The 19,200-nt window shown below is 42.6% G+C and carries 18 protein-coding genes; 7 read left to right on the top strand and 11 right to left on the bottom strand.

All coding sequences use genetic code 11. The features are described 5' to 3' along the window. Window positions 1–68 precede the first annotated feature (68 nt). On the top strand, window positions 69–1,253 hold the full coding sequence (locus AAEY97_RS00610) for an aspartyl/asparaginyl beta-hydroxylase domain-containing protein (RefSeq protein ID WP_350995789.1): 1,185 nt from the start codon (window positions 69–71) through the stop codon (window positions 1,251–1,253). 127 nt (window positions 1,254–1,380) lie between these two features. Here the strand turns inward: AAEY97_RS00610 and AAEY97_RS00605 are convergent, their stop codons facing one another. Then, window positions 1,381–2,955, bottom strand: coding sequence for a tetratricopeptide repeat-containing sulfotransferase family protein (locus AAEY97_RS00605; RefSeq protein ID WP_350995786.1), 1,575 nt, complete (start codon window positions 2,953–2,955; stop codon window positions 1,381–1,383). Between the two features lie 180 nt (window positions 2,956–3,135). On the opposite strand from AAEY97_RS00605, the gene AAEY97_RS00600 reads away from it, so the two are divergent. The 4 genes from AAEY97_RS00600 (at window position 3,136) to AAEY97_RS00585 (ending at window position 7,803) form a co-directional block, all read left to right on the top strand. Further along, window positions 3,136–4,458 (top strand): ABC1 kinase family protein, encoded by a 1,323-nt coding sequence (locus AAEY97_RS00600; RefSeq protein WP_192115754.1) that lies wholly within the window; start codon window positions 3,136–3,138, stop codon window positions 4,456–4,458. Window positions 4,459–4,523: 65 nt separating this feature from the next. Beyond that, window positions 4,524–4,907 carry a VOC family protein gene (locus tag AAEY97_RS00595; RefSeq protein ID WP_101085857.1) on the top strand — a complete coding sequence of 128 codons (384 nt, stop codon included), beginning with the start codon at window positions 4,524–4,526 and terminating at the stop codon, window positions 4,905–4,907. A 295-nt stretch (window positions 4,908–5,202) separates the two neighbouring features. Next, complete coding sequence (gene bla / locus AAEY97_RS00590) at window positions 5,203–5,988, top strand: subclass B1 metallo-beta-lactamase (RefSeq protein ID WP_192115753.1); 786 nt, start codon at window positions 5,203–5,205, stop codon at window positions 5,986–5,988. A 90-nt stretch (window positions 5,989–6,078) separates the two neighbouring features. Further along, on the top strand, window positions 6,079–7,803 hold the full coding sequence (locus AAEY97_RS00585) for an RluA family pseudouridine synthase (RefSeq protein ID WP_192115752.1): 1,725 nt from the start codon (window positions 6,079–6,081) through the stop codon (window positions 7,801–7,803). A 101-nt stretch (window positions 7,804–7,904) separates the two neighbouring features. On the opposite strand, the gene AAEY97_RS00580 is transcribed toward AAEY97_RS00585, so the two are convergent. From AAEY97_RS00580 to AAEY97_RS00570, 3 genes are all read right to left on the bottom strand, one after another. Then, window positions 7,905–8,486 (bottom strand): hypothetical protein, encoded by a 582-nt coding sequence (locus AAEY97_RS00580; RefSeq protein WP_192115751.1) that lies wholly within the window; start codon window positions 8,484–8,486, stop codon window positions 7,905–7,907. Window positions 8,487–9,067: 581 nt separating this feature from the next. Next, window positions 9,068–9,862: a 2OG-Fe(II) oxygenase family protein gene (locus AAEY97_RS00575; RefSeq protein WP_192115750.1), complete on the bottom strand. Its 795-nt coding sequence runs from the start codon at window positions 9,860–9,862 to the stop codon at window positions 9,068–9,070. Between the two features lie 137 nt (window positions 9,863–9,999). After that, a complete protein-coding gene (locus tag AAEY97_RS00570) occupies window positions 10,000–11,367 on the bottom strand; it encodes an aldehyde dehydrogenase family protein (protein WP_192115749.1) in 1,368 nt (455 codons plus the stop codon). A 110-nt stretch (window positions 11,368–11,477) separates the two neighbouring features. Here AAEY97_RS00570 and AAEY97_RS00565 point away from each other — a divergent pair, with 110 nt between their 5' ends. Together AAEY97_RS00565 and AAEY97_RS00560 are read left to right on the top strand one after the other, a co-directional pair. Then, window positions 11,478–11,834 carry a winged helix-turn-helix transcriptional regulator gene (locus AAEY97_RS00565; RefSeq protein ID WP_101085863.1) on the top strand — a complete coding sequence of 119 codons (357 nt, stop codon included), beginning with the start codon at window positions 11,478–11,480 and terminating at the stop codon, window positions 11,832–11,834. Window positions 11,835–11,983: 149 nt separating this feature from the next. Next, window positions 11,984–12,793, top strand: a complete 810-nt coding sequence (locus AAEY97_RS00560) for a substrate-binding periplasmic protein (protein ID WP_192115747.1) — start codon at window positions 11,984–11,986, stop codon at window positions 12,791–12,793. A 49-nt stretch (window positions 12,794–12,842) separates the two neighbouring features. Here the strand turns inward: AAEY97_RS00560 and AAEY97_RS00555 are convergent, their stop codons facing one another. From AAEY97_RS00555 to cobT, 7 genes are all read right to left on the bottom strand, one after another. Then, a complete protein-coding gene (locus AAEY97_RS00555) occupies window positions 12,843–13,160 on the bottom strand; it encodes a hypothetical protein (RefSeq protein ID WP_350995778.1) in 318 nt (105 codons plus the stop codon). A gap of 174 nt (window positions 13,161–13,334) precedes the next feature. Then, window positions 13,335–13,793 carry a hypothetical protein gene (locus AAEY97_RS00550; RefSeq protein ID WP_182745239.1) on the bottom strand — a complete coding sequence of 153 codons (459 nt, stop codon included), beginning with the start codon at window positions 13,791–13,793 and terminating at the stop codon, window positions 13,335–13,337. A gap of 662 nt (window positions 13,794–14,455) precedes the next feature. Continuing rightward, window positions 14,456–15,094: a cob(I)yrinic acid a,c-diamide adenosyltransferase gene (gene cobO / locus AAEY97_RS00545; protein ID WP_101085867.1), complete on the bottom strand. Its 639-nt coding sequence runs from the start codon at window positions 15,092–15,094 to the stop codon at window positions 14,456–14,458. Then, on the bottom strand, window positions 15,091–16,662 hold the full coding sequence (locus AAEY97_RS00540) for a cobyric acid synthase (protein ID WP_350995776.1): 1,572 nt from the start codon (window positions 16,660–16,662) through the stop codon (window positions 15,091–15,093). The genes cobO and AAEY97_RS00540 overlap by 4 nt, the downstream gene beginning before the upstream one ends. Continuing rightward, complete coding sequence (cobU, locus tag AAEY97_RS00535; protein WP_162022471.1) at window positions 16,662–17,192, bottom strand: bifunctional adenosylcobinamide kinase/adenosylcobinamide-phosphate guanylyltransferase; 531 nt, start codon at window positions 17,190–17,192, stop codon at window positions 16,662–16,664. Before cobU ends, AAEY97_RS00540 begins: the two co-directional genes overlap by 1 nt. Further along, entirely contained in the window at window positions 17,192–17,977 is a 786-nt protein-coding gene (locus tag AAEY97_RS00530) for an adenosylcobinamide-GDP ribazoletransferase (RefSeq protein WP_101085870.1), read from the bottom strand. Before AAEY97_RS00530 ends, cobU begins: the two co-directional genes overlap by 1 nt. Before the next feature lie 9 nt (window positions 17,978–17,986). Further along, window positions 17,987–19,042, bottom strand: coding sequence for a nicotinate-nucleotide--dimethylbenzimidazole phosphoribosyltransferase (cobT, locus tag AAEY97_RS00525; RefSeq protein WP_350995771.1), 1,056 nt, complete (start codon window positions 19,040–19,042; stop codon window positions 17,987–17,989). Between the last annotated feature and the right edge of the window lie 158 nt (window positions 19,043–19,200).

The raw sequence follows: 19,200 nt of genomic DNA, 5'->3' as shown, positions 1-19,200 counted from the left end.
GTAGAACGGGTAAAAATACCTTGTAAAGAAAATCATAACGTTAAGCGCCGCATACAGAGAGCCCAATTATGAAGTTACCCCATGAGTTTTATCAGTTACCTTTTCGCTTTGATGTTGGTCAATTAACCAAAGAGATCGGACAATTTACCGAAGAAGATTGGGTAACTCATCATGAAGGTTTTCAGGGCAATTCGGCTATTCCGTTAATATCGGTCAATGGCGAGTTTAATAATGATTTTAAAGGGCCAATGCAGCCCACTGCGGCGTTAGCAAAAAGCCCTTACATAAAACAAATACTCGCTTCGTTTGGTGAGGTGCTCAGCCGCTCAAGATTAATGCGCTTAGCGCCAGGTGCACAAGTGCCACTGCATTCAGACATTAATTACCATTGGTATAAACGGGTACGAGTGCATATTCCCATTACCACCACTGAACAAGTACAGTTTTTTTGCCATGACAAACAAGTGCACATGGGTGCCGGAGAGTGTTGGATTTTCGACTCTTGGAAGCTCCACAAAGTGGAGAATAACAGCGACCAATACCGAGTTCATTTAGTGGTTGATTTAGCAGGTTCTAGTCAATTTTGGCGCACGGTGTTTCAACACTCGCGTTCAATCGCAGATGATCAATCAACAACATTAAACAGTCAATTCGTCGGTTTTAACCCAGACTCACCTACAACCTTCATCACCGAGCAATTTAATGCCCCAGTGATCATGCCTGTTGCTGAGGTTGAATACTTAACTAATGAGCTGTTAACTGAGGTTAAGCACAACCCTGTAAATCAGATTGCCGAAGTGAATGCATTTTCAGTAGTCATCGCAGAGTTTGTGGCCGATTGGCGGATGTTATGGCTGCAATATGAGTGCACTAAAGCAGGTTGGCCGCATTATCATGAGCTACGTGAACAAACCATGATCAAAGCACTACAGTGCGCTAAATCACTGCAACTGACTCATTCTGGTTCGGCGGTAAAGGCGTTCGAACAATTGGTTATCGTGGCGTGTATGAATGTTGAACTTAGTGAGCAATTAGCAACACGCAAACAGGCTATTACTTCGCCAAAAAACTCACCAGAAAGTGCAAATTTAGCATCCGTAAAATCTGCATCAGCAACATCAACATCAACAATAATACCAAAAACAGCAGCTGCAAATAACGCCCGCACTATTGCTGCACCGCCATCTCGCAATAGTCCTTGCCCCTGCGGCAGTGGCGAGCGCTATAAAGCCTGTCACGGTAAAGTGAATTAGTGAGACGAATACCTGCATAGGTTTATCTGAGAATATATATAGAAATGGCGCCCTGAGGCGCCATTTCTATAAAGTCAGCCAAACTAGGTTGTTTTGGCTTATAGCAAATTCTTATTCCAAGTTCTGCTTAACTAAAGAATTGCAGTGCTGCTTTTTTCGCAATGGCATCCAACTCGGCTATTTGCTCAGGTATAAAAGCTTGATATTTGTCTGCCTGACCAATTGCCTTAGGATTCATAGGCTGCCTAACTTGACTAGCGCTAGGCGTTAATACGGCTCGGTCAGACTCATAAAAGGTAAAACATTGCGCTTGAGTCGTTAACTCACAGTAATCTAATATTCGTTGAATTTGTGACTCTGGCTCACGCACTAATTGCTCAAAACAAACATGTAAAATCTCATTAGGGTACAACCTATCCCAATGTTGCATGATGTCTAAATAGTGTTGCCAATAACTTGAAATACCCGCAAACGAATACGAATAGTCATGACCAAAACTGAAAAACTGCTTAAATACACTCAAGCCATTGTCGACGGTATTACGTACCACATTGATGATTTTTGCTTGAGGAAATAAGGTTTTAATTAGCCCTATGTGTAAAAAGTTATTTGGGTTTTTATCGATTACATAGGTTGGTGCATCGCTAAAGTAATGATTCACTTCAGCTAAATACCGTTGGCGGAATTGATCGATATGACTGGCAGAAAGCTGACTTAGTCTTGCATTATAGCCACCCGACATGTCCATTTGCAGCGCAAAGCGTTCCATAAACGGTAACTCATCGGTAGCACCAACGTCACTGTGACAAGCCAAAATCTGCTCTACTAATGTGGTACCAGAACGAGGCATACCAACAATAAAAATTGGTGTTTGACTCGCGGTCGGCAAGCTATCAATATGTGGCGATGGTGTATGCCCAAGTAGTGACAACACAATATTGGCAAACTGGGCTTGTTTAAACGGTCTGTGCTGCGCCATTATTTGATTGGCTAATAACATCGACTCACAGGCTTTATCGATTTGCTGTGTTTGCTCGTAAGCTTTACACAAAGCAAAATATACCAACGCCTGATTTTGTTTGCTTAACGACTCATCGGTTGCAAAACCTTGCAATAAGGTTACATCAGCCGTGCTGAATCGATACTGCTTTAAATCTGCCAAACTCCAATAGCCTACACCCACTTGCTTTGGGCTTAATTGAATATATTGCTGATAAAAATCTGCCGCTCGTAACGTGTCGCCTTTGGCTTTATATATATGACCTAAATTAAGCTGCACAGCGGGGTCAGAAAAATCATTTGCTACACACCATTCAAAACATTGTTCAGCTAAGGCCATATCACCGACTTTAGTGGCGACTAATCCGAGTTTGTATTGATTTCCCCCTAGGTTACTTTGGGTATTAATTAATTGTAATAAATACGTTTTCGCCAAGAAAAAGTCTTGTTTCACTTCAGCAATAGCCAATAAGCCAGTCAACACTGAAACCGCATGGGGATCAATAGTTGCTGCACTGACAAAATAGTTTTCGGCCTCGTTATATTGTTGTTGCTGTAAATGAATCTGACCTAATAAGCTCAATGCCCCAAGGTGTTTATCATCACGCTTAACCACTTTACGTGCGTACATTCTGGCCGATGAATAGTTTTTAGACTGAAACAGCGCTTCAGCTTGACTTAAATATTGTTCAATAATACTCAAACTAGGGTCCTTATTATTGTTTTGCTCACCCAAAGAATGGCTTAAATGCCTCTAAAATCAGAGTAACATAGAAAATAGTAAATTTTGACCACGCTATTGGCTCATATTGAACGAAATAATCAACTTCAGCGTACAATTATTTATATTCGCTACGAGTTCATGCGACACAAGTGAGATCTGATGAAAAATAATGAAGCTAAAGTGCCAACCAGTCGATTGTCCCGATTATCAAAAATGGGCGGACTGGCTTCTCGCCTTGCGGGTAATGTGCTGTTAGAAGGGGCAAAGCAGCTTAGCCAGGGTAAATCGCCGTCAATGCAACAACTGATGATGACCCCTAAAAATATTGGTCATGTGGCAGATAAGCTGTCGCAACTGCGCGGCGCTGCCATGAAAGTAGGGCAAATGTTGTCAATGGATGCCGGTGACTTAGTGCCTCCTGAATTGGCTGAAATATTGGCGAAGCTGCGTTCTGACGCTAAAGCCATGCCGCACAAACAATTAACTCAATTATTAGTTCAGCACTGGGGCCATGACTGGCTAGCACCTTTTGCCCAATTTGAACTGCGCCCGTTTGCCGCCGCATCTATCGGCCAAGTACATCTAGCCTATTTGGATACTGGCGAAAAGCTGGCGATAAAGATTCAATATCCAGGGATCCGCGACAGCATCGACAGCGACATAGATAACGTTGCCAGCCTATTAAAAGTCTCGCGGTTAATCCCCGCTAACGTAAAACTCGATACTTTATTGGCCGAAGCTAAAGCGCAGTTGCATAACGAAGCAGACTATCACTTTGAAGCACAGCAAATCGCACTTTATCAGCAACAGTTAGGCGACAGCCCTCACTTCATCGTGCCTAAGGTGTATCCGAAATTGAGCAACGACAGCATTTTATGCATGCAATTTGTTGAAGGCGTCGCGATTGAATCGGTCGAACAGTATCCGCAAGATGTGCGTGACAAGGTTGCCAGTGCCTTGATGGAGCTGTGTTTTAAAGAGCTGTTTTGTTTTCAACTGGTGCAAAGCGATCCTAATTTTGCCAATTTCCAGTATCAAGCCGACAGCCAGAAAATTGTATTACTCGACTTTGGCGCCACTCGCACCATTAGCGACACATTATCGCAAGGTTATATGCAATTGATGCAAGGTGCGATTGCCGATGATAAACAACAAATGATACAAGCGGCACAACAAATCGGCTTTTTTCAAGACGCCATCGACCCACAACAAAAACAACTGATTATTGATATTTTTTACCAAGCTTGTGAGCCATTACGTACTCAAGGAACGTATGATTTTGGTGCAAGTAATTTGGCTAAAAGGATCACTCAGGCAGGTAAAGCCATGAGCACTCAACAAAATGAATGGCACACACCACCGACCGATGCTATTTTCATACATCGCAAGTTAGCAGGCATGTATTTATTAGCCGCTAAACTTAACGCCAATATTAATGTACACGCCCTGTTTAATCAGGTAGTTAATAGTAAAAACGAATAAGTTAACAAATAAGTAAAATAGATATATAAAATTGGTGTTTATTCACCCCAACAAGGAGAGTCACAATGTTCAGCCACATCATGCTTGGTGCTAATGATATCGACAAATCAAAAACCTTTTACGACGCCACACTTGGCGCACTAGGCATTAAACCTGGGATGATTGATCCTAAAGGCCGTTGTTTTTATGTTACTAGCGCAGGTGTATTTGCCCTCACTAAACCGCTTAATGGTGAACCCGCTTGTAATGGTAATGGCAGCACCATAGGTTTTCATGCCGATAGCGCAGAGCAAGCCAATGCTTGGCATGCTGCTGGTGTTGCGAGTGGTGGCGAAGCTTGCGAAGATGCTCCTGGTGTTCGCGACAGTCCAAATGGTCCATTATATCTAGCTTACTTACGCGACCCTTCTGGTAACAAAGTCTGTGTATTGCACAGACCAAAGGCATAATCGTCGTTATTTATAGTAACGTCTCTTATCAATAACTATGTCCAAATATAGATGAAACCAGTACGGTTTCATCTATTATTGATAGCTTAAGAATTGATAGCTTAAGAATTGATAGTTTTGAATTAATAGCTTAAGGCTATTGCCCATCGATTCGTTCAACACTATCCGCTTAACTCAACCAATGTCATCAGGCATGACTTCCCTCTATGTTATCCATTACTCACAAATTCAGTGATACACTTTAACGCCTATTCTTTTCGGCTGAACTTTGACTGAACGTTAATTGAGTACCATTATGTTTTCACGAATATTGATATTACTAGTTGGTTTTATTTGCTGTGTACCGCTTGCGATGAGCGCTGAGTCATCAGGCCAACTGACTATTACACCGCTCAGTAGCAATGCTTTGGTTACGGCTAACCAAGCTCAAGCGACACAAATCCAACTATTTGAATACCAGTCATATTTCAAAACTGAAGACTTTGGTTTGGTCGATGCTAATGGCTTAGTGGTTGTTGAAGGCAAAGAGGCTTATTTAATCGATACTCCATGGAGCGAGAAAGACACTATTGCGTTAGTCGAGTGGATAAAGCAGCAAGAGTTTGTACTCAAAGCCAGTATTTCGACTCATTCTCATGCCGACCGCACGGCTGGGATAGGTTATTTAAACAGTATTGGGGTTAGCACTCATGTGTCTGCAATGACTCAGAAAATATTGACCACACAACATCAAACTCTCGCAAATCAGCCGTTTGATGGTGACTCGTTTACCCTAGCTAATGGTTTACTCGAAGCTCGCTATTTAGGCGCTGGCCATACGCTAGATAACATTGTGGTATGGCTCCCTAAGGCGCAATTACTGTTTGGCGGCTGCCTGGTAAAAAGCGCTCACAGTAAGAGTATGGGCTACATTGCAGAGGCATCGTTAACCGATTGGCCAGTAACGATTAGTAAGGTTAAAGCGACATATCCTGACGCTGAGGTTATTGTGCCAGGGCATGGCGCCATTGGTAATGCTCAGTTGCTTGATCATACTCAAGGGTTGGTTAACGATTTCCTTGCCAAACTACGTTTAGATTAACATTCCAAAACAACCGAGCTCAGTAAATAATGCATCTGCTAGTTTGAAAGGGTAAAATAGCCGCCCTTTAGTGTAGTGAGTGTGTTTTTGATGTCTGTTAACGACCCGTGCTTTATTCCTTTTAATGATGCGATAGCTTTCAATAACACGCTTGCCGAACAAGGGTTACCTGAATCTTTTACCTTCCCGTTTTATTATCAACCTCATCCATTGACGATACTGGCAGCACAGCAGTTGCAGCAGGTGTTACTTGAGACGAATCCCTGGGGACATAATTTTGGCTTAGACAGCGAACATGACCTTGGCATGGTCATTGGTAAGATGTTTGGTGTGTTGGTGGTTAAAGACACGCACGGGCAACTTGGTTTTTTAGCCGCATTTTCAGGTAAGTTAGCCGACCAAAATATCTTGCCGCCGTTTGTGCCGCCGGTGTTTGATATGCTGACCCAAGACAGTTTTTTCAGTCATGAAAATAAACAGATTAACCAAATTAATCTGTCGATTAGTCAGCAAGAAGCCAATCCAGTACTGGCAACATTAACCGCGACGTTAACTGCGCAACAACACCAAGCGGAAAGTGAACTTGAGCAGCAACGTAACGCAATAGTTGAAGGTCGTAAAATGCGTAAGCTGCAACGTGAGCAAGCAGATGATGCATTAGCGCAAGCAAGCATTAACGACGGTAGCCATAAAACATTGTCTATCGAGTTAAGCCGTCAAAGTGTGCAACAAAAGCATCAGCTGAACGCGTTAAAGCAACAGTGGCAGACTCAAATTGAAGTCACTAAACTGGCCTTAGATGCACTTGCGCAGCAAATCAAACAGCTTAAACGTCAGCGCAAACAACTTTCAAATGGATTACAAAACAAACTTTTTGCTCAATATCAGTTTTTGAATGTCTTGGGTGAAGCGCGAGATTTAAACGATATATTCAATGACGCACCTAACCATTTGCCACCTGCAGGTGCGGGTGAATGTGCTGCACCTAAGTTATTACAATACGCGTTTACACATCAATTGACCCCGATTGCCATGGCAGAGTTTTGGTGGGGTTCATCGCCTAAATCTGAGATAAAACAGCACAAAAACTTCTACCCCGCTTGTCACGGAAAATGCCGACCTATTTTGACACACATGCTAAAAGGCATACAAGTTGATAACGATCCACTGTTGATTAATCCGGGTAAAGATCAGCACATTGATATTATTTATCAAGATGATGCGATGGTGATTATTAATAAACCTGCGGAACTATTATCGGTACCTGGCAAAAATATCACCGACTCGGTGTTTAGCCGTATGCAGCAGCTGTTCCCCAATGCGACGGGGCCGCTGATAGTCCATCGCCTAGACATGTCGACCTCAGGCTTAATGGTGATTGCTCTCACCAAAGAAGCCAACAAAGCCCTACAACAACAGTTTATTCAACGCAGCGTGACCAAACGTTATATCGCGTTAATTGAGGGGGTGCCTAGCCAAGATGAGGGTGATATTAGTTTGCCATTGCGGGTAGATTTAGACGACCGTCCTAAGCAGCTAGTGTGTTATGAACATGGCAAGCATGCCGAGACGCATTGGCAGGTATTTAAGCGTCAACAACATCAAACCTTAGTTCACTTGTATCCTAAAACGGGTCGAACCCATCAGTTACGCATGCATTGTGCTCATCATGACGGATTGCACATGCCAATAGTAGGTGATGATTTATACGGTGTTGCGACCAACAGATTGCATTTACACGCCCAATATTTAGGCTTAAATCATCCAGTGACCGCCGAAGATATGGTGTTTGAAATCAAAGCCGATTTTGAATAGAGCAGTCGTATAATATAATCGCTTTTTGCTGAAAGTAGAAACGATAAAACCGATATTGAATTAACAATATCGGTTTATTTGATTAGTCTCAGTTCTATTGATTAGAAGTTACTAGGTTGCTCTTCTAAATGCATTTGCTCGACTAAACCTTTACCAGTACGTTGTTGGTAGGTAGATTCCGCTTGTTGCATTCTACTACGGCCGCTCGTCACCATGTTTTGGCCTTGTTCAATTGAACTCTCGCCTTCAGCAACGTTGGTATTGCCGTCTTCAATCAGCTCTTTACCATCTGCATACTTATCATCAGCATCTTCCCAAGCATCGGCTACATCATCCAACCTATCGACTAACACTACTGCACGGGCACCATTTTGAGCGCCGTTTAATGTATTCGCCATCGACTGAAATAGTTGACGTTGTTGCTGCGCAGCTTGTTTGGCTTGTGCTATTAACGCTTCACCTTCACGAATTTGGTTTTTACCTTTACCGATTAACTCACGCCCATCGATTAATAAACTGTTACCTTTTCTGAGGTCTTTTTGTCCTTGTTCCCACTGCTGAGACAAGTCGAGGTGTTGCTCACCTTCGGCTTTCACTTTAGACGCGAAATTATTCTGCGGTGCAGCACATCCAGATAGGCTAATAACACTGACAACAAACAAACTACACAGTACTGATTTCATGTAAACGTCTCTATATATGTGGTTAGGAAAGCGGCGCAATTAGATAGTTTAGTCAGTAAAATAGCAAGTACTGCGGCACATTAAATCGCGTTAATGAATCTAGTGTACTCGGGGGACAACAGCGCCGATTGATAAACTCAATAGTAAAAAACTCATCGACTTTTTATCTGTTTACTCAATTGATTTATTGCACCGTATCACCTCTGGCTATCAGTATGTTTTTGTCACTGCTAATGGGTAAAAATGCTATTCATATCACTGGCTATTTACGCTGATAATTTTATTTGACGAGCATTCGCCATCACAATAGCGCCCCCGAAGAGTAAGCTTATTTGATCAGCTTTATAGCAGTTTATTCTTGAAAGAGATAAGCGAGTCAGTTTGATAGCAGCGTGCTTATATGGAGCAGAAAATACATGGCGGATTACCAACATCGACTTAATTCACGAGGATTACGCAAGGAGAAAAAGTACAACAATGGCTCTAAAAAAGCGAACCTGGTGCTTTATTTAGTTAAAATAATACAGTGGTTAACTAATGGGTTAGCTTATCAATAAGCTAACCCATATAGATAAATAATGTTACAACTCAAACAACACATCAGTGCGGATAATGTATTTAACCCCAGAGAAAATAGGCTCTGAGCTGTGAATACAATGCAGCGGATGCATGCCATGTGGGAAACACAACACACTCCCCGCAGGCGTTCGCACATCAACTTGGCGCATATTATCACCGTGTTTTGCTGGTAAGCTTGGGTTGTCGGCATTGACTAAAAAGCGCGTTGCACCGCCTTCAAAGTCTTCTGTCAGTAAAATTAAAAATGTCAGCAGACTGTAGCGATCACCAAAGGCATCTCGCACTAACTGACCATCTACAACTTGGCTTCCAGGCCACGAACCATCTGAATGTGGCTTAAAGAAATCGCCTTCGTTATAGCGATAAAAACGAAAACGATTATTTAATCCTAAAGCAGCTTTACCACCAAAAATGCCCAAGTTATCATCCATAAGATGCTTAACTCTACTCCAAATCACTTGCTCTGTGGTGTTATCAACTACCCAGGTTAAGCTGTCGTTATGGCGTACATTGCGTGGTAATGACACCGCGGCGTCGGGTAAAAAGCCCATCGACTCACTGACCGAAATTAACCGTTTGCACTCATCTGGCGTCAATACATTCATTAATTGGAACGCACCTGGTACTTCGGCTAACATTTTTTTACTCACGTTAGCCCGCTCAGCATCCGTCAGCTCTGCTTCATTAAGCTCAGCCACATTAGCTTGATGATTAGCCCATGTTGGCAAAGCCGGATGTTCAGCACCGGGTTCTAGTGCCACCACAAAATAATCTGAATTTACACTTGTTGTGTTCATTTGTTTATACCTTTAACCATAAAATGGGCTAGCAATGCTTTACTAAAAAATGTGCTAATGACTGTTTACTAATGATGTTCTACAAATAAAAGCTTACTAATGACGGCTTACTCATCAATATGGGTTAAACCCAAAAATTAATAACTCATCACTCGCACTTGGGCAAATTGGCGATGCCCTGCAGCAGTACCATGAAAACCAAAACCACTATGCTTTGCTCCTACCCATGGAGCATTGCCCGCACCAGCACCTTGATTAACCCCAACCATGCCAGCTTCAAGTTGTTCAGCAACGGCTTTGGCACCTTGACCACCAAACACGACTGCAGCTAAACCATAGTGACTGTTATTAGCACGACGAATGGCTTCATCAATATCACTAAAACGGCTGATAGCCACCACAGGGCCAAAGGTTTCTTCACGTTCTAGGAGCATGTCAGGGGTAATACCTGAGACCACAGTAGGTTGAATAAACGGTAATGGATACTCATCACTACCGAGTAAAAAGCTCGCTCCTTTGGCTTTGGCATCTTGCAACTGTTCAAGCACTTTTTGGTGTTGGGTTGGATTCACTATGGGGCCAATATTCACATTAGCGTCGTCCCATTTACCGACACGGTAACGACTGGCTAAAGCCAACACCTTTTGTTCAAACTCATCAGCAATACGCTCATCCACGTAAACGCGCTCTGTTGAAGTGCACATCTGTCCGGCATTTTCAAACGAACTAGCGACTGCAAATCTAACCGCGGAATCGATATTAGCGCTAGCCATCACAATCAAGGGGTCATTACCGCCAAGCTCCATCACTAACCTTTTTAAGCCAGACGCAGCATTGGCCATAATGTGTTTACCTGCGGCCATCGACCCAGTAAACGCCACCATATTAATGTCTGCTGCCACTAATGCTTGGCCAAGGGCTTTATCACCTTGAACCACTTGCAACACATGTTCTGGCAGCACCTTATTAAGGGTATTAATGAATAACTCGGCCACCAGCGGAGTTTGTTCAGACGGCTTTAATATCACACTGTTACCCGCAATTAAGGCAGGCATTAGTAAGTTGTTAGCCATGGCTATCGGATAGTTCCACGGCGAAATCACTGCCACTACACCTAATGGTCGATATTGTAATTCGGTGCGATTATCAACTTGTTCAGTGGTTAGTGCATCGCTTATTTCACCGGCAAAATAAGGTGCATTTTGCACTGTACCGCCAACTTCATAGGTGGCACGGCGATAATCTTTACCCATTTCTTGGCCAATTAATGTTGCCAGTTCATCTTGCACTGCCACAAGCTGCTGATATGCCTTAACCACATATTGTTGGCGTTCAATTAATGACAAACGAGCCCACGCCTTTTGTGCAACTTGAGCGTTGGCGACAACTTGTGGTAACTGAGATATCGCTAAGGTTTCAACACTGCCAACCGCAGTGGCTTCAATATGCTCTCCGCCATCGACTTTGCGATAACTAGCGGGATCGTAAGAGGTTAATACTGCCATGGAGAAACATTCCTTAATGGTACTAGTCTAATTAATGTCTATTTTGCTACAATGGAATACAAAAGCAACCAGTATACTTTTAGTAACCTAGAATAACTTAAGTTAAATTTATGAAAACTAAAATTGAAACAATGACTAACGGTCAAAAAAAAGTTATTAATGCTTGTGCTGAACCCTGCTCGGTCGAGCGTGGAATGCGGGTATTAGGCGGTAAATGGAAAGCATCGATATTATGGCACTTGCAAGATGGTCCAGTGCGATTTAATGATTTATCGCGCATGTTAGGCGGGGCGAGTAAAAAAATGGTCGATCAGCGCCTTAAAGAATTAGAAGCCCAAGGACTGGTGACTCGACATGTGATTAGTGACCGTCCTATTGCTGTGTCTTATAGCATTACCGAACTTGGCCGAACTGCATTGGACATTTTAGAACGTTTAAAAGATTGGGCTGATGAATATATTGTTTAACAAAGTACGATGGCCTGTTTATCATCACAGATTATTAATTATCTGACAACACAACGGGTTAATGATCACAAAATAATAACACTATGTTAGACTTGTTATAAAAACGGATATGAAGTGCATGGAAGCCTTAAATTAAGGTGTTGTTATTTATGTTCCGCTACTTATCTGTGGTGATTTTCATCATTACATTTTTCAGTTCGCCAGTTTCAAATGCTAGACCTGCAGTCACTTTTTACACAGAAAGCTATCCTCCATTTCAGTCGCTAAATTCTCAAGGAGAATTGGTAGGCTTTTCGATCGATATTTTACATGCTACCCAGCAATATCTTGATTTTGATATCAATATTAAAATCATGCCTTGGAGCCGCGCTTATTATAATGCGCAGAAGTACCCGAATACGTTCATTTTTTCAATTGCCAATACCAACAAACGCTTAGCCTATTTCAAATGGATAGGCGACTTTTATACTGTGCAAGATATGATCTATAGAAAAAGTAATCGTCCCGACATTCAGCTTAAAACCATAGATGATATTAATCGTTACTCTATGGCATTATCGCGAAACGATGCCTCACTAGATCGGCTTAAACTCGATGGAATACATCCCAATGTATACCTAGTAAGAAGCCAACTAGCGGCGTTAAGAATGCTTAATTTTGACCGCGTAGATTTGATTTACAATAACGAAGTGGGTTTTCGCGAAGACGTTAAAAAAATGGGCTTTAAACTAAGCGATTTTACCGCTGTATTGCCTGTGGTAAACATGCCCATTGGTATTGCCACCCATAAAGATACAGATGAAGCATTAGCCAAAAGCATGCGCCAAGCATTAAACACCCTAAAACAAAATGGCCAACTTGAAAGTATAACTGATCGCTGGTTTGGTGAAGATTTAAGTGCTCAATCAATCATAGAAACGGCTGACATAAAGGCCTTAACTCAAGCTGTACAAAAATAGATTGTTAGTCATGACATCTCTGCTGTGATTTATCTCAGTTATTCCTAACTTACGCATTAGACGTTTGAACATCTTCAAGCCACTGGGCAATTTCTTCATCTTCTAAATCTGCCCAAGGTATAACCTGCCAAGTTTCATCTAGCAAAAACTCTTGTCGTAACATCGCCAACTCTTGATCAGTATCATCTTCCCATTCACTAGGCGGCCACTGACCACTTGAATATTCCAATAACATACCTGGTTCAGAATAGATCACCCCGTCAGGTACAACCGCTGAAAACTCAAAGCCCATGTCATCAGTTACTGTCACCAACCTAATTATTGGGGCGAATTGTTGCAGTTTTTGAATCATATCAGTACGAGTCAACAACAACTCCTTTATGTATATACTTTGATTAATGATTTAGTTGATTGAAATATAATCGACATACGAAATAGATGAATTTGATAATTAATTTAAATTTTACTATAAAAACAGTCAAGTACAGCTTTTATAAAATGGCTCGTCTATTGACTGGTAGGAGGCTCATATGAGTTATATTTACTTGACCTCGCTATATGAAAGTGTAGCAAAAGCTTTACCATCAATTGGTGTATCATCGTCCTCAAATGAAATGTTTGTAATTTTATTATCCACGAGTCCAACAGCTACATAGCTAAGTTTTTTGTATTCATCAGGTGCCCCGGATATTTTGTAAATATATCTGCTGCACGCGCTATTTGATGGTGCATAAACTCCATGGATTGTAATGTTTTCATGGAGGTAGTAAAGCAACGCTGTATAATTAGCGATTTTGTCAGGTATTTCATTTTCTGGAATATCAACTGCACGTATTTGGGTGTAAATGTATTTAACATTAAACCTATTTATAGGGTTAATGGAGTTTTTCAAATCAGATATAAGGTTAATGTAAACTTCTGAATTTTTTAGATTGCAAGTTTCCGCCTGCGCGACTGCCGGCAGCATTAGAAATATCGTTAGCAGAACAGATGCTTTCATGGAACCTTCCTGGTAAATATAACGTTATAGTTTTTATGCGTTGTGTGGTTTTGCAAGGAATAAATCGCTTGTTGGACTTAGCCTATGCCATATCCATATTAATCGGTAACTTTTTACTAAATGCAAGATGCTATAGGAATTTGATTTTTTAGGTAGTTGTTTTTTGTACAGCCTTGTAGCTAATCACCTGTGCTGATTGCGCCTTTTAAGAGAGGTTTTTCGATACTTTAGCTTTTATATTACCCATTTATGAGTTTTGCCACATAATGGGTCATAAATAAGTTACTTGCCTTGCTTGTAATGGGTTTGATTCAACTCTGAACTTGAGGACGTTGAAGAAAATGACGTGAGCTGGCCAAGGATGGCCATCTAGCTTTCGAGGGAAAGGGACGCCCCATCGGAGGCGTTAGCATTTTTGAATAAGGTCGAAGACGATTAAATACGCGATTTAAAGCTAAATCAATTTCCGTCGCGACCTTTTCGCTCTTTGAAAATGTTGCCGGAACGGCAGGGGTGATCCAAGAGGGGATTGCTGTTGATCCCCTTTTGGCCCGTGCAGGGTGGAACCTTGCGAGCTTAATTCAAACGAAGTTTGAAAGATCTGGTGTGGGCGAAGCGCCACGACATTAGTGGCCGCAGGCCATAAGTTCAAGAAAAAAATGTTAATAATCAAAGCCTAACTGGGCTTTAATACCTTCGTTAAACGCATGTTTAATCGGCTGTACTTCGCTGACCGTATCGGCCAACTCAATGATATCACGGTGACAAGCGCGGCCAGTAATAATCACATGCTGCATCGCTGGGCGATTTCTCAAAGCGGTTAATACTCGCTCAAGTTCGATATAGTGGTAACTGACCATGTAAGTCAGCTCATCAAGCAGCACCATATTTATCGATTCGTCTTTAAGCAGTTTTTCTGCCTCAAGCCAGGCTTCCATTGCGGCTTGGGTGTCTTTTTCTTTGTCTTGAGTTTCCCAGGTAAAGCCGGTACCCATTACATGGAATGGCACTCCAGCACCTTCGAGTAAATTACGTTCACCACAAGCCCAAGTGCCTTTAATAAATTGCACCACTGCGGCTTTATGACCATGGCCCACAGCGCGGGTAATCGAACCAAAACCAGATGTCGATTTGCCTTTTCCGTTACCGGTTAGTACCAGCAAAATACCTTTTTCGTCTTGCGCTGCGGCAATTTTGGCATCAACGCCCACTTTGACTTTCTGCTGGCGGGCTTTATGACGTTCAGCTTTGCTTGCATCAATAGTGTTAGCTTGTTCATTTTCGTGGTTATCAGTTGTCATGAGATTATTCCTTTCAATGTATTCATGTCCAAATGCGCTTCTAATACGTCGGCAAGACGATTTAGTTGCTGCTCGCGAATTTGGTTAATATCGATAGTATGGCGACTGTCTAAGCCAGCCCATTGCAAAATAAGTTGGCATGCAGCGGGATGGTCAAATAATCCATGCACATAGGTCGCTAAAATTTGTTGATCATTACTCACCATGCCATCAAGCTTGGCCATCGCCATTGGCTGCTGGGCGAATTGTTCAATCGATAGCGGCTGGATAACGTCGCTTTGAGTGAGTGAAGACTCACCACAATGGATCTCGTAACCACTAAACTCTGCCTGCTGGTCTTGTAAGCGTAAGTGACCCCTTACTTGAGTTAAGGTTTTGCTGGCAGTTAATACGGTCGTAATCGGTAATAAGCCCAATCCGTCACTGCAACCAGCATTATCTTCAATACCGAAAGGATCATCAATAAGCTCACCGAGCATTTGGTAACCGCCGCAAATCCCGACGACTTTACCGCCATAACGTAAATGTTTTGTTAAGGCGATGTCCCAACCTTGCTCACGCACAAAAGCTAAATCTGCACGAACATTCTTACTGCCAGGTAATATGACTAAATCTGCAGCGGGCCAATGGGATGATTGAGCCATGCTCTGCATACTCACATAATGAAAATCAATATGCGGGTGTAAACGCAGCGGATCAAAGTCGGTATGATTACTGATCCTTGGGTACACTAACACCAATACAGACATACGCTGGTTGGCAGATAATGCTGTCGGTAATGAGCTTTGAGGGGTATCAATTAACGCATCTTCAGCGTCTAGATGTAGATCGTGCAAATATGGTAATACGCCTAATACAGGTTTGTTGGTATAGGCTTCAAGCCAATCAATTCCTGGCTGCAACAAGCTGATATCACCGCGAAAACGATTTATCACAAAGCCTTTTACTCGCGCTTGCTCAGACGGGCTTAATAATGCCAACGTACCAACTAAATGGGCGAACACACCGCCTTTATCAATATCAGCAATAATGATCACTGGGCAATCTGCCTCTTCGGCAAAGCCCATATTGGCAATATCACCTTCACGTAAATTGATTTCTGCCGGACTGCCCGCCCCTTCAATCACCACTAACGAGTATTGTTGCTGCAAGCGCCTGTAAGATTGCATCACTGCCGCTAACGCTAAGGTTTTATAACCATAACTCTCGGGTCCGAAAAAGGCCTTGGCTTCTAATGTAGTTAACGCTTTACCGTGAATAATGACTTGGGCGCCAGTGTCTGAACTTGGCTTTAACAACACCGGATTAAAATCTGTATGGGGCGCTAAACCACAAGCAATAGCTTGCAATGCTTGGGCTCGGCCAATTTCACCACCATCAATAGTCACGGCACTGTTTAGCGCCATATTTTGTGGTTTAAAAGGCGCGACATTAATGTTTTGACGGGAAAATAAACGACATAAACCTGCTACAAGCGTACTTTTACCTGCATCAGAGGTGGTACCTTGCACCATTAATGCGCCACGTAATGTTGGAGCTTTTGGAGATTGATCGTCAACCAATGACATTATGCTTTTAAGGCCAACGGTAGGCCTGCGACCACCAAAGTGACTTGATCAGATATTGCGGCTATTTCTTGGTTGAGCCAGCCCGCTTCATCAACAAAACGACGATTTAACTCACCCATGGGAACTATGCCCGAGCCCACTTCATTACTGACTAACACCACATCGCTTTGCAAAGCAGACAAACTGTCGATGAGTAATGACTTTTGCGTGGCCCACGAGGCGCCGTCATTTAACAATAAGTGATTGGTTAATAATAACGTCAGGCAATCGAGCAATATGACTTGTTGTGGTTTATCTATCGCCAACAATGTTTGGCCAACGTCATAAGCTTGCTCGTGCAATGTCCAGCTATGGACGCTGGACATACGGTCTTGTTGGTGTTGATTAATGCGCGCAGACATTTCATGGTCTAACGCTGTGGCTGTGGCTAAGTAAACACATGAATAACCAATAGCAGCGTATTCCGCCACACATTGCTCTGCATATCGACTTTTACCGCTACGCGCACCGCCTAACACCAAATGAATCATTAGCTTAATCCAACCGCTAAAATAACTAAGTAACAACACACTTCGCTGATTTGCTGCGCAGCGCCTAGTGTGTCACCGGTGTAGCCACCAATTTGTTTACGGAAAAAGCCGCCTAACAAAATGCGTACTAGCCACAAGGTAATAAATAGCACAAACGCCGCCAAACCGTTAAGCCATAACAACACAAAAATACCGCTGGCGATTAAAATAAATAAATCATTTAATTGCTGGTCTTGGGCAATCGGCTTTGATTTGCTGGTGTCGTCATCACGGACGTATTGCTCACTAAAAATCAAGCTTGATGCCACAACGCGGCTGAGTGTATGGCCTGCTACAAGCGCACTGACCGCCGCCATTGGGCTATATAAAGCCAGTTCGACTAACAATTGCCATTTTAGCAATAACACTAATCCCAGCGACAAGGCACCATAACTGCCCAAACGCGAATCTTTCATGATGCGCAGCTTGTCTTCTACCGTCCAACCACCACCAAAACCATCTGCGGTATCGGCTAAGCCGTCTTCATGGAAGGCGCCGGTCACTAATACACCCGCGACCATGGCTAATAAAATGGCAATGCTTGCCGGTAAAATCAGCTGTGCAAGCCAAAATACCAACGCACAAATTAAGCCAATGAGTAAGCCCACTAAACCAAAATAACGGCTAGCTTTGTTGAGCTTATCGCTATCAATCACCACCCACGATGGAACGGGGATCCGAGTAAAAAAACTCATCGCCACAAAAAATAAATTTAACTGCCGCAACCATTTTATCTCGCCAGACATGTTGTTCCCTTAAACCACATTATTAACGCCAGCATCATCGAAACTGGCCATTTGATTGTAAAAATTCACCGCAGCTTGAATTAACGGTAACGCTAACGCAGCGCCAGTGCCTTCTCCAAGTCTTAATCCCAGCGACAACAATGGTGTTGCTTGTAGCTGTTGTAACAGAAGCTTATGTCCTTGCTCTTGCGACTCATGAGCAAAAACTAAATAGTCTCTTGATTGTGGAGATAATTTTACCGCAACTAATGCTGCAGCAGTAGCGATAAAACCATCAATCAGCACTAATATTTTTTGTTCCGCAGCAGCCAGTATCGCCCCGGTCATTTGCACTATTTCAAAACCGCCAACGTGAGCCAAAATAGCTTCAGGAGAAACTAACTCATGTTGATGTAAATCAAGTGCTTGGTTAATGAGTTTTGTTTTAATAACCAAGGTAGCATCATCAATTCCCGTGCCTCTACCAACACATTGCTCAACATCAATATTGAGCATAGCTGACATTACCGCAGTCGCAGCAGAAGTATTGCCGATACCCATTTCACCTAAAGCAATTAAATTACAACCGGCATCAACATGGCGAGCAATCAACTGTCGAGCAAATTCAAACCCTTGGGCGACTTTTTCAAGTGGCATAGCCGCAGCTAAATGCATAGCCTTAGTGCCTGCGCCTAAGCGTTGGTCGATAACATTGGCTTGGCCTGTAAGCGGTTGTAATATTCCGCAATCGATAATTTCAAGCTCAAACCCGACTTGGCGACAAAACACATTAATTGCCGCGCCGCCTTGGACAAAATTATGTACCATTTGAGTGGTCACTTCGCTTGGCGCAATCGACACGCCGTAAGCGGCAATGCCATGGTCGGCAGCAAACACTAACATCGTTGGTTTAGTGATTTGCAGCGGTGTGCTTAACGACTGTTTATCGCCGCTGTACTGCACCCGAGCAATCTGTAGCGCCAAGGTTTCTAGCTGCCCTAACGCCCCTAATGGTTTGGTTTTTTGATTAATCTTATGTTGAATATTGGCATCAACATCTGACTTAACGGCTTCTATAACAAACATGGCGACTCCAACAATTCGGGCAGATAAAATTCAATATGATGTATTGCAGCACTCATCCAGTGCTCATCCAGTGCTTATCAAAGAGCTTATCTATGTGCTTATCTAATTCTTAGCTATGTGCTTATAATTATCTCTATACTTATAAAAAGAGCTCAGCG

Source organism: Shewanella sp. TB7-MNA-CIBAN-0143 (genome assembly GCF_040310065.1).
Classification (GTDB): domain Bacteria; phylum Pseudomonadota; class Gammaproteobacteria; order Enterobacterales; family Shewanellaceae; genus Shewanella.
Note: the sequence above shows the minus strand (reverse complement) of the source record. Positions and strands in the feature narration are given on the sequence as shown.

What these genes read in the sequence shown, in the direction of transcription:
- AAEY97_RS00575 (WP_192115750.1), bottom strand. Translation starts at nt 9,862, where the DNA reads ATGAACACAACAAGTGTAAATTCAGATTATTTTGTGGTGGCACTAGAA.
- AAEY97_RS00560 (WP_192115747.1), top strand. Translation starts at nt 11,984, where the DNA reads ATGTTCCGCTACTTATCTGTGGTGATTTTCATCATTACATTTTTCAGT.
- AAEY97_RS00580 (WP_192115751.1), bottom strand. Translation starts at nt 8,486, where the DNA reads ATGAAATCAGTACTGTGTAGTTTGTTTGTTGTCAGTGTTATTAGCCTA.
- AAEY97_RS00565 (WP_101085863.1), top strand. Translation starts at nt 11,478, where the DNA reads ATGAAAACTAAAATTGAAACAATGACTAACGGTCAAAAAAAAGTTATT.
- AAEY97_RS00570 (WP_192115749.1), bottom strand. Translation starts at nt 11,367, where the DNA reads ATGGCAGTATTAACCTCTTACGATCCCGCTAGTTATCGCAAAGTCGAT.
- cobU (WP_162022471.1), bottom strand. Translation starts at nt 17,192, where the DNA reads ATGATTCATTTGGTGTTAGGCGGTGCGCGTAGCGGTAAAAGTCGATAT.
- AAEY97_RS00540 (WP_350995776.1), bottom strand. Translation starts at nt 16,662, where the DNA reads ATGTCATTGGTTGACGATCAATCTCCAAAAGCTCCAACATTACGTGGC.
- AAEY97_RS00550 (WP_182745239.1), bottom strand. Translation starts at nt 13,793, where the DNA reads ATGAAAGCATCTGTTCTGCTAACGATATTTCTAATGCTGCCGGCAGTC.
- AAEY97_RS00610 (WP_350995789.1), top strand. Translation starts at nt 69, where the DNA reads ATGAAGTTACCCCATGAGTTTTATCAGTTACCTTTTCGCTTTGATGTT.
- AAEY97_RS00595 (WP_101085857.1), top strand. Translation starts at nt 4,524, where the DNA reads ATGTTCAGCCACATCATGCTTGGTGCTAATGATATCGACAAATCAAAA.
- AAEY97_RS00585 (WP_192115752.1), top strand. Translation starts at nt 6,079, where the DNA reads ATGTCTGTTAACGACCCGTGCTTTATTCCTTTTAATGATGCGATAGCT.
- AAEY97_RS00530 (WP_101085870.1), bottom strand. Translation starts at nt 17,977, where the DNA reads ATGTCTGGCGAGATAAAATGGTTGCGGCAGTTAAATTTATTTTTTGTG.
- bla (WP_192115753.1), top strand. Translation starts at nt 5,203, where the DNA reads ATGTTTTCACGAATATTGATATTACTAGTTGGTTTTATTTGCTGTGTA.
- cobT (WP_350995771.1), bottom strand. Translation starts at nt 19,042, where the DNA reads ATGTTTGTTATAGAAGCCGTTAAGTCAGATGTTGATGCCAATATTCAA.
- AAEY97_RS00600 (WP_192115754.1), top strand. Translation starts at nt 3,136, where the DNA reads ATGAAAAATAATGAAGCTAAAGTGCCAACCAGTCGATTGTCCCGATTA.
- cobO (WP_101085867.1), bottom strand. Translation starts at nt 15,094, where the DNA reads ATGACAACTGATAACCACGAAAATGAACAAGCTAACACTATTGATGCA.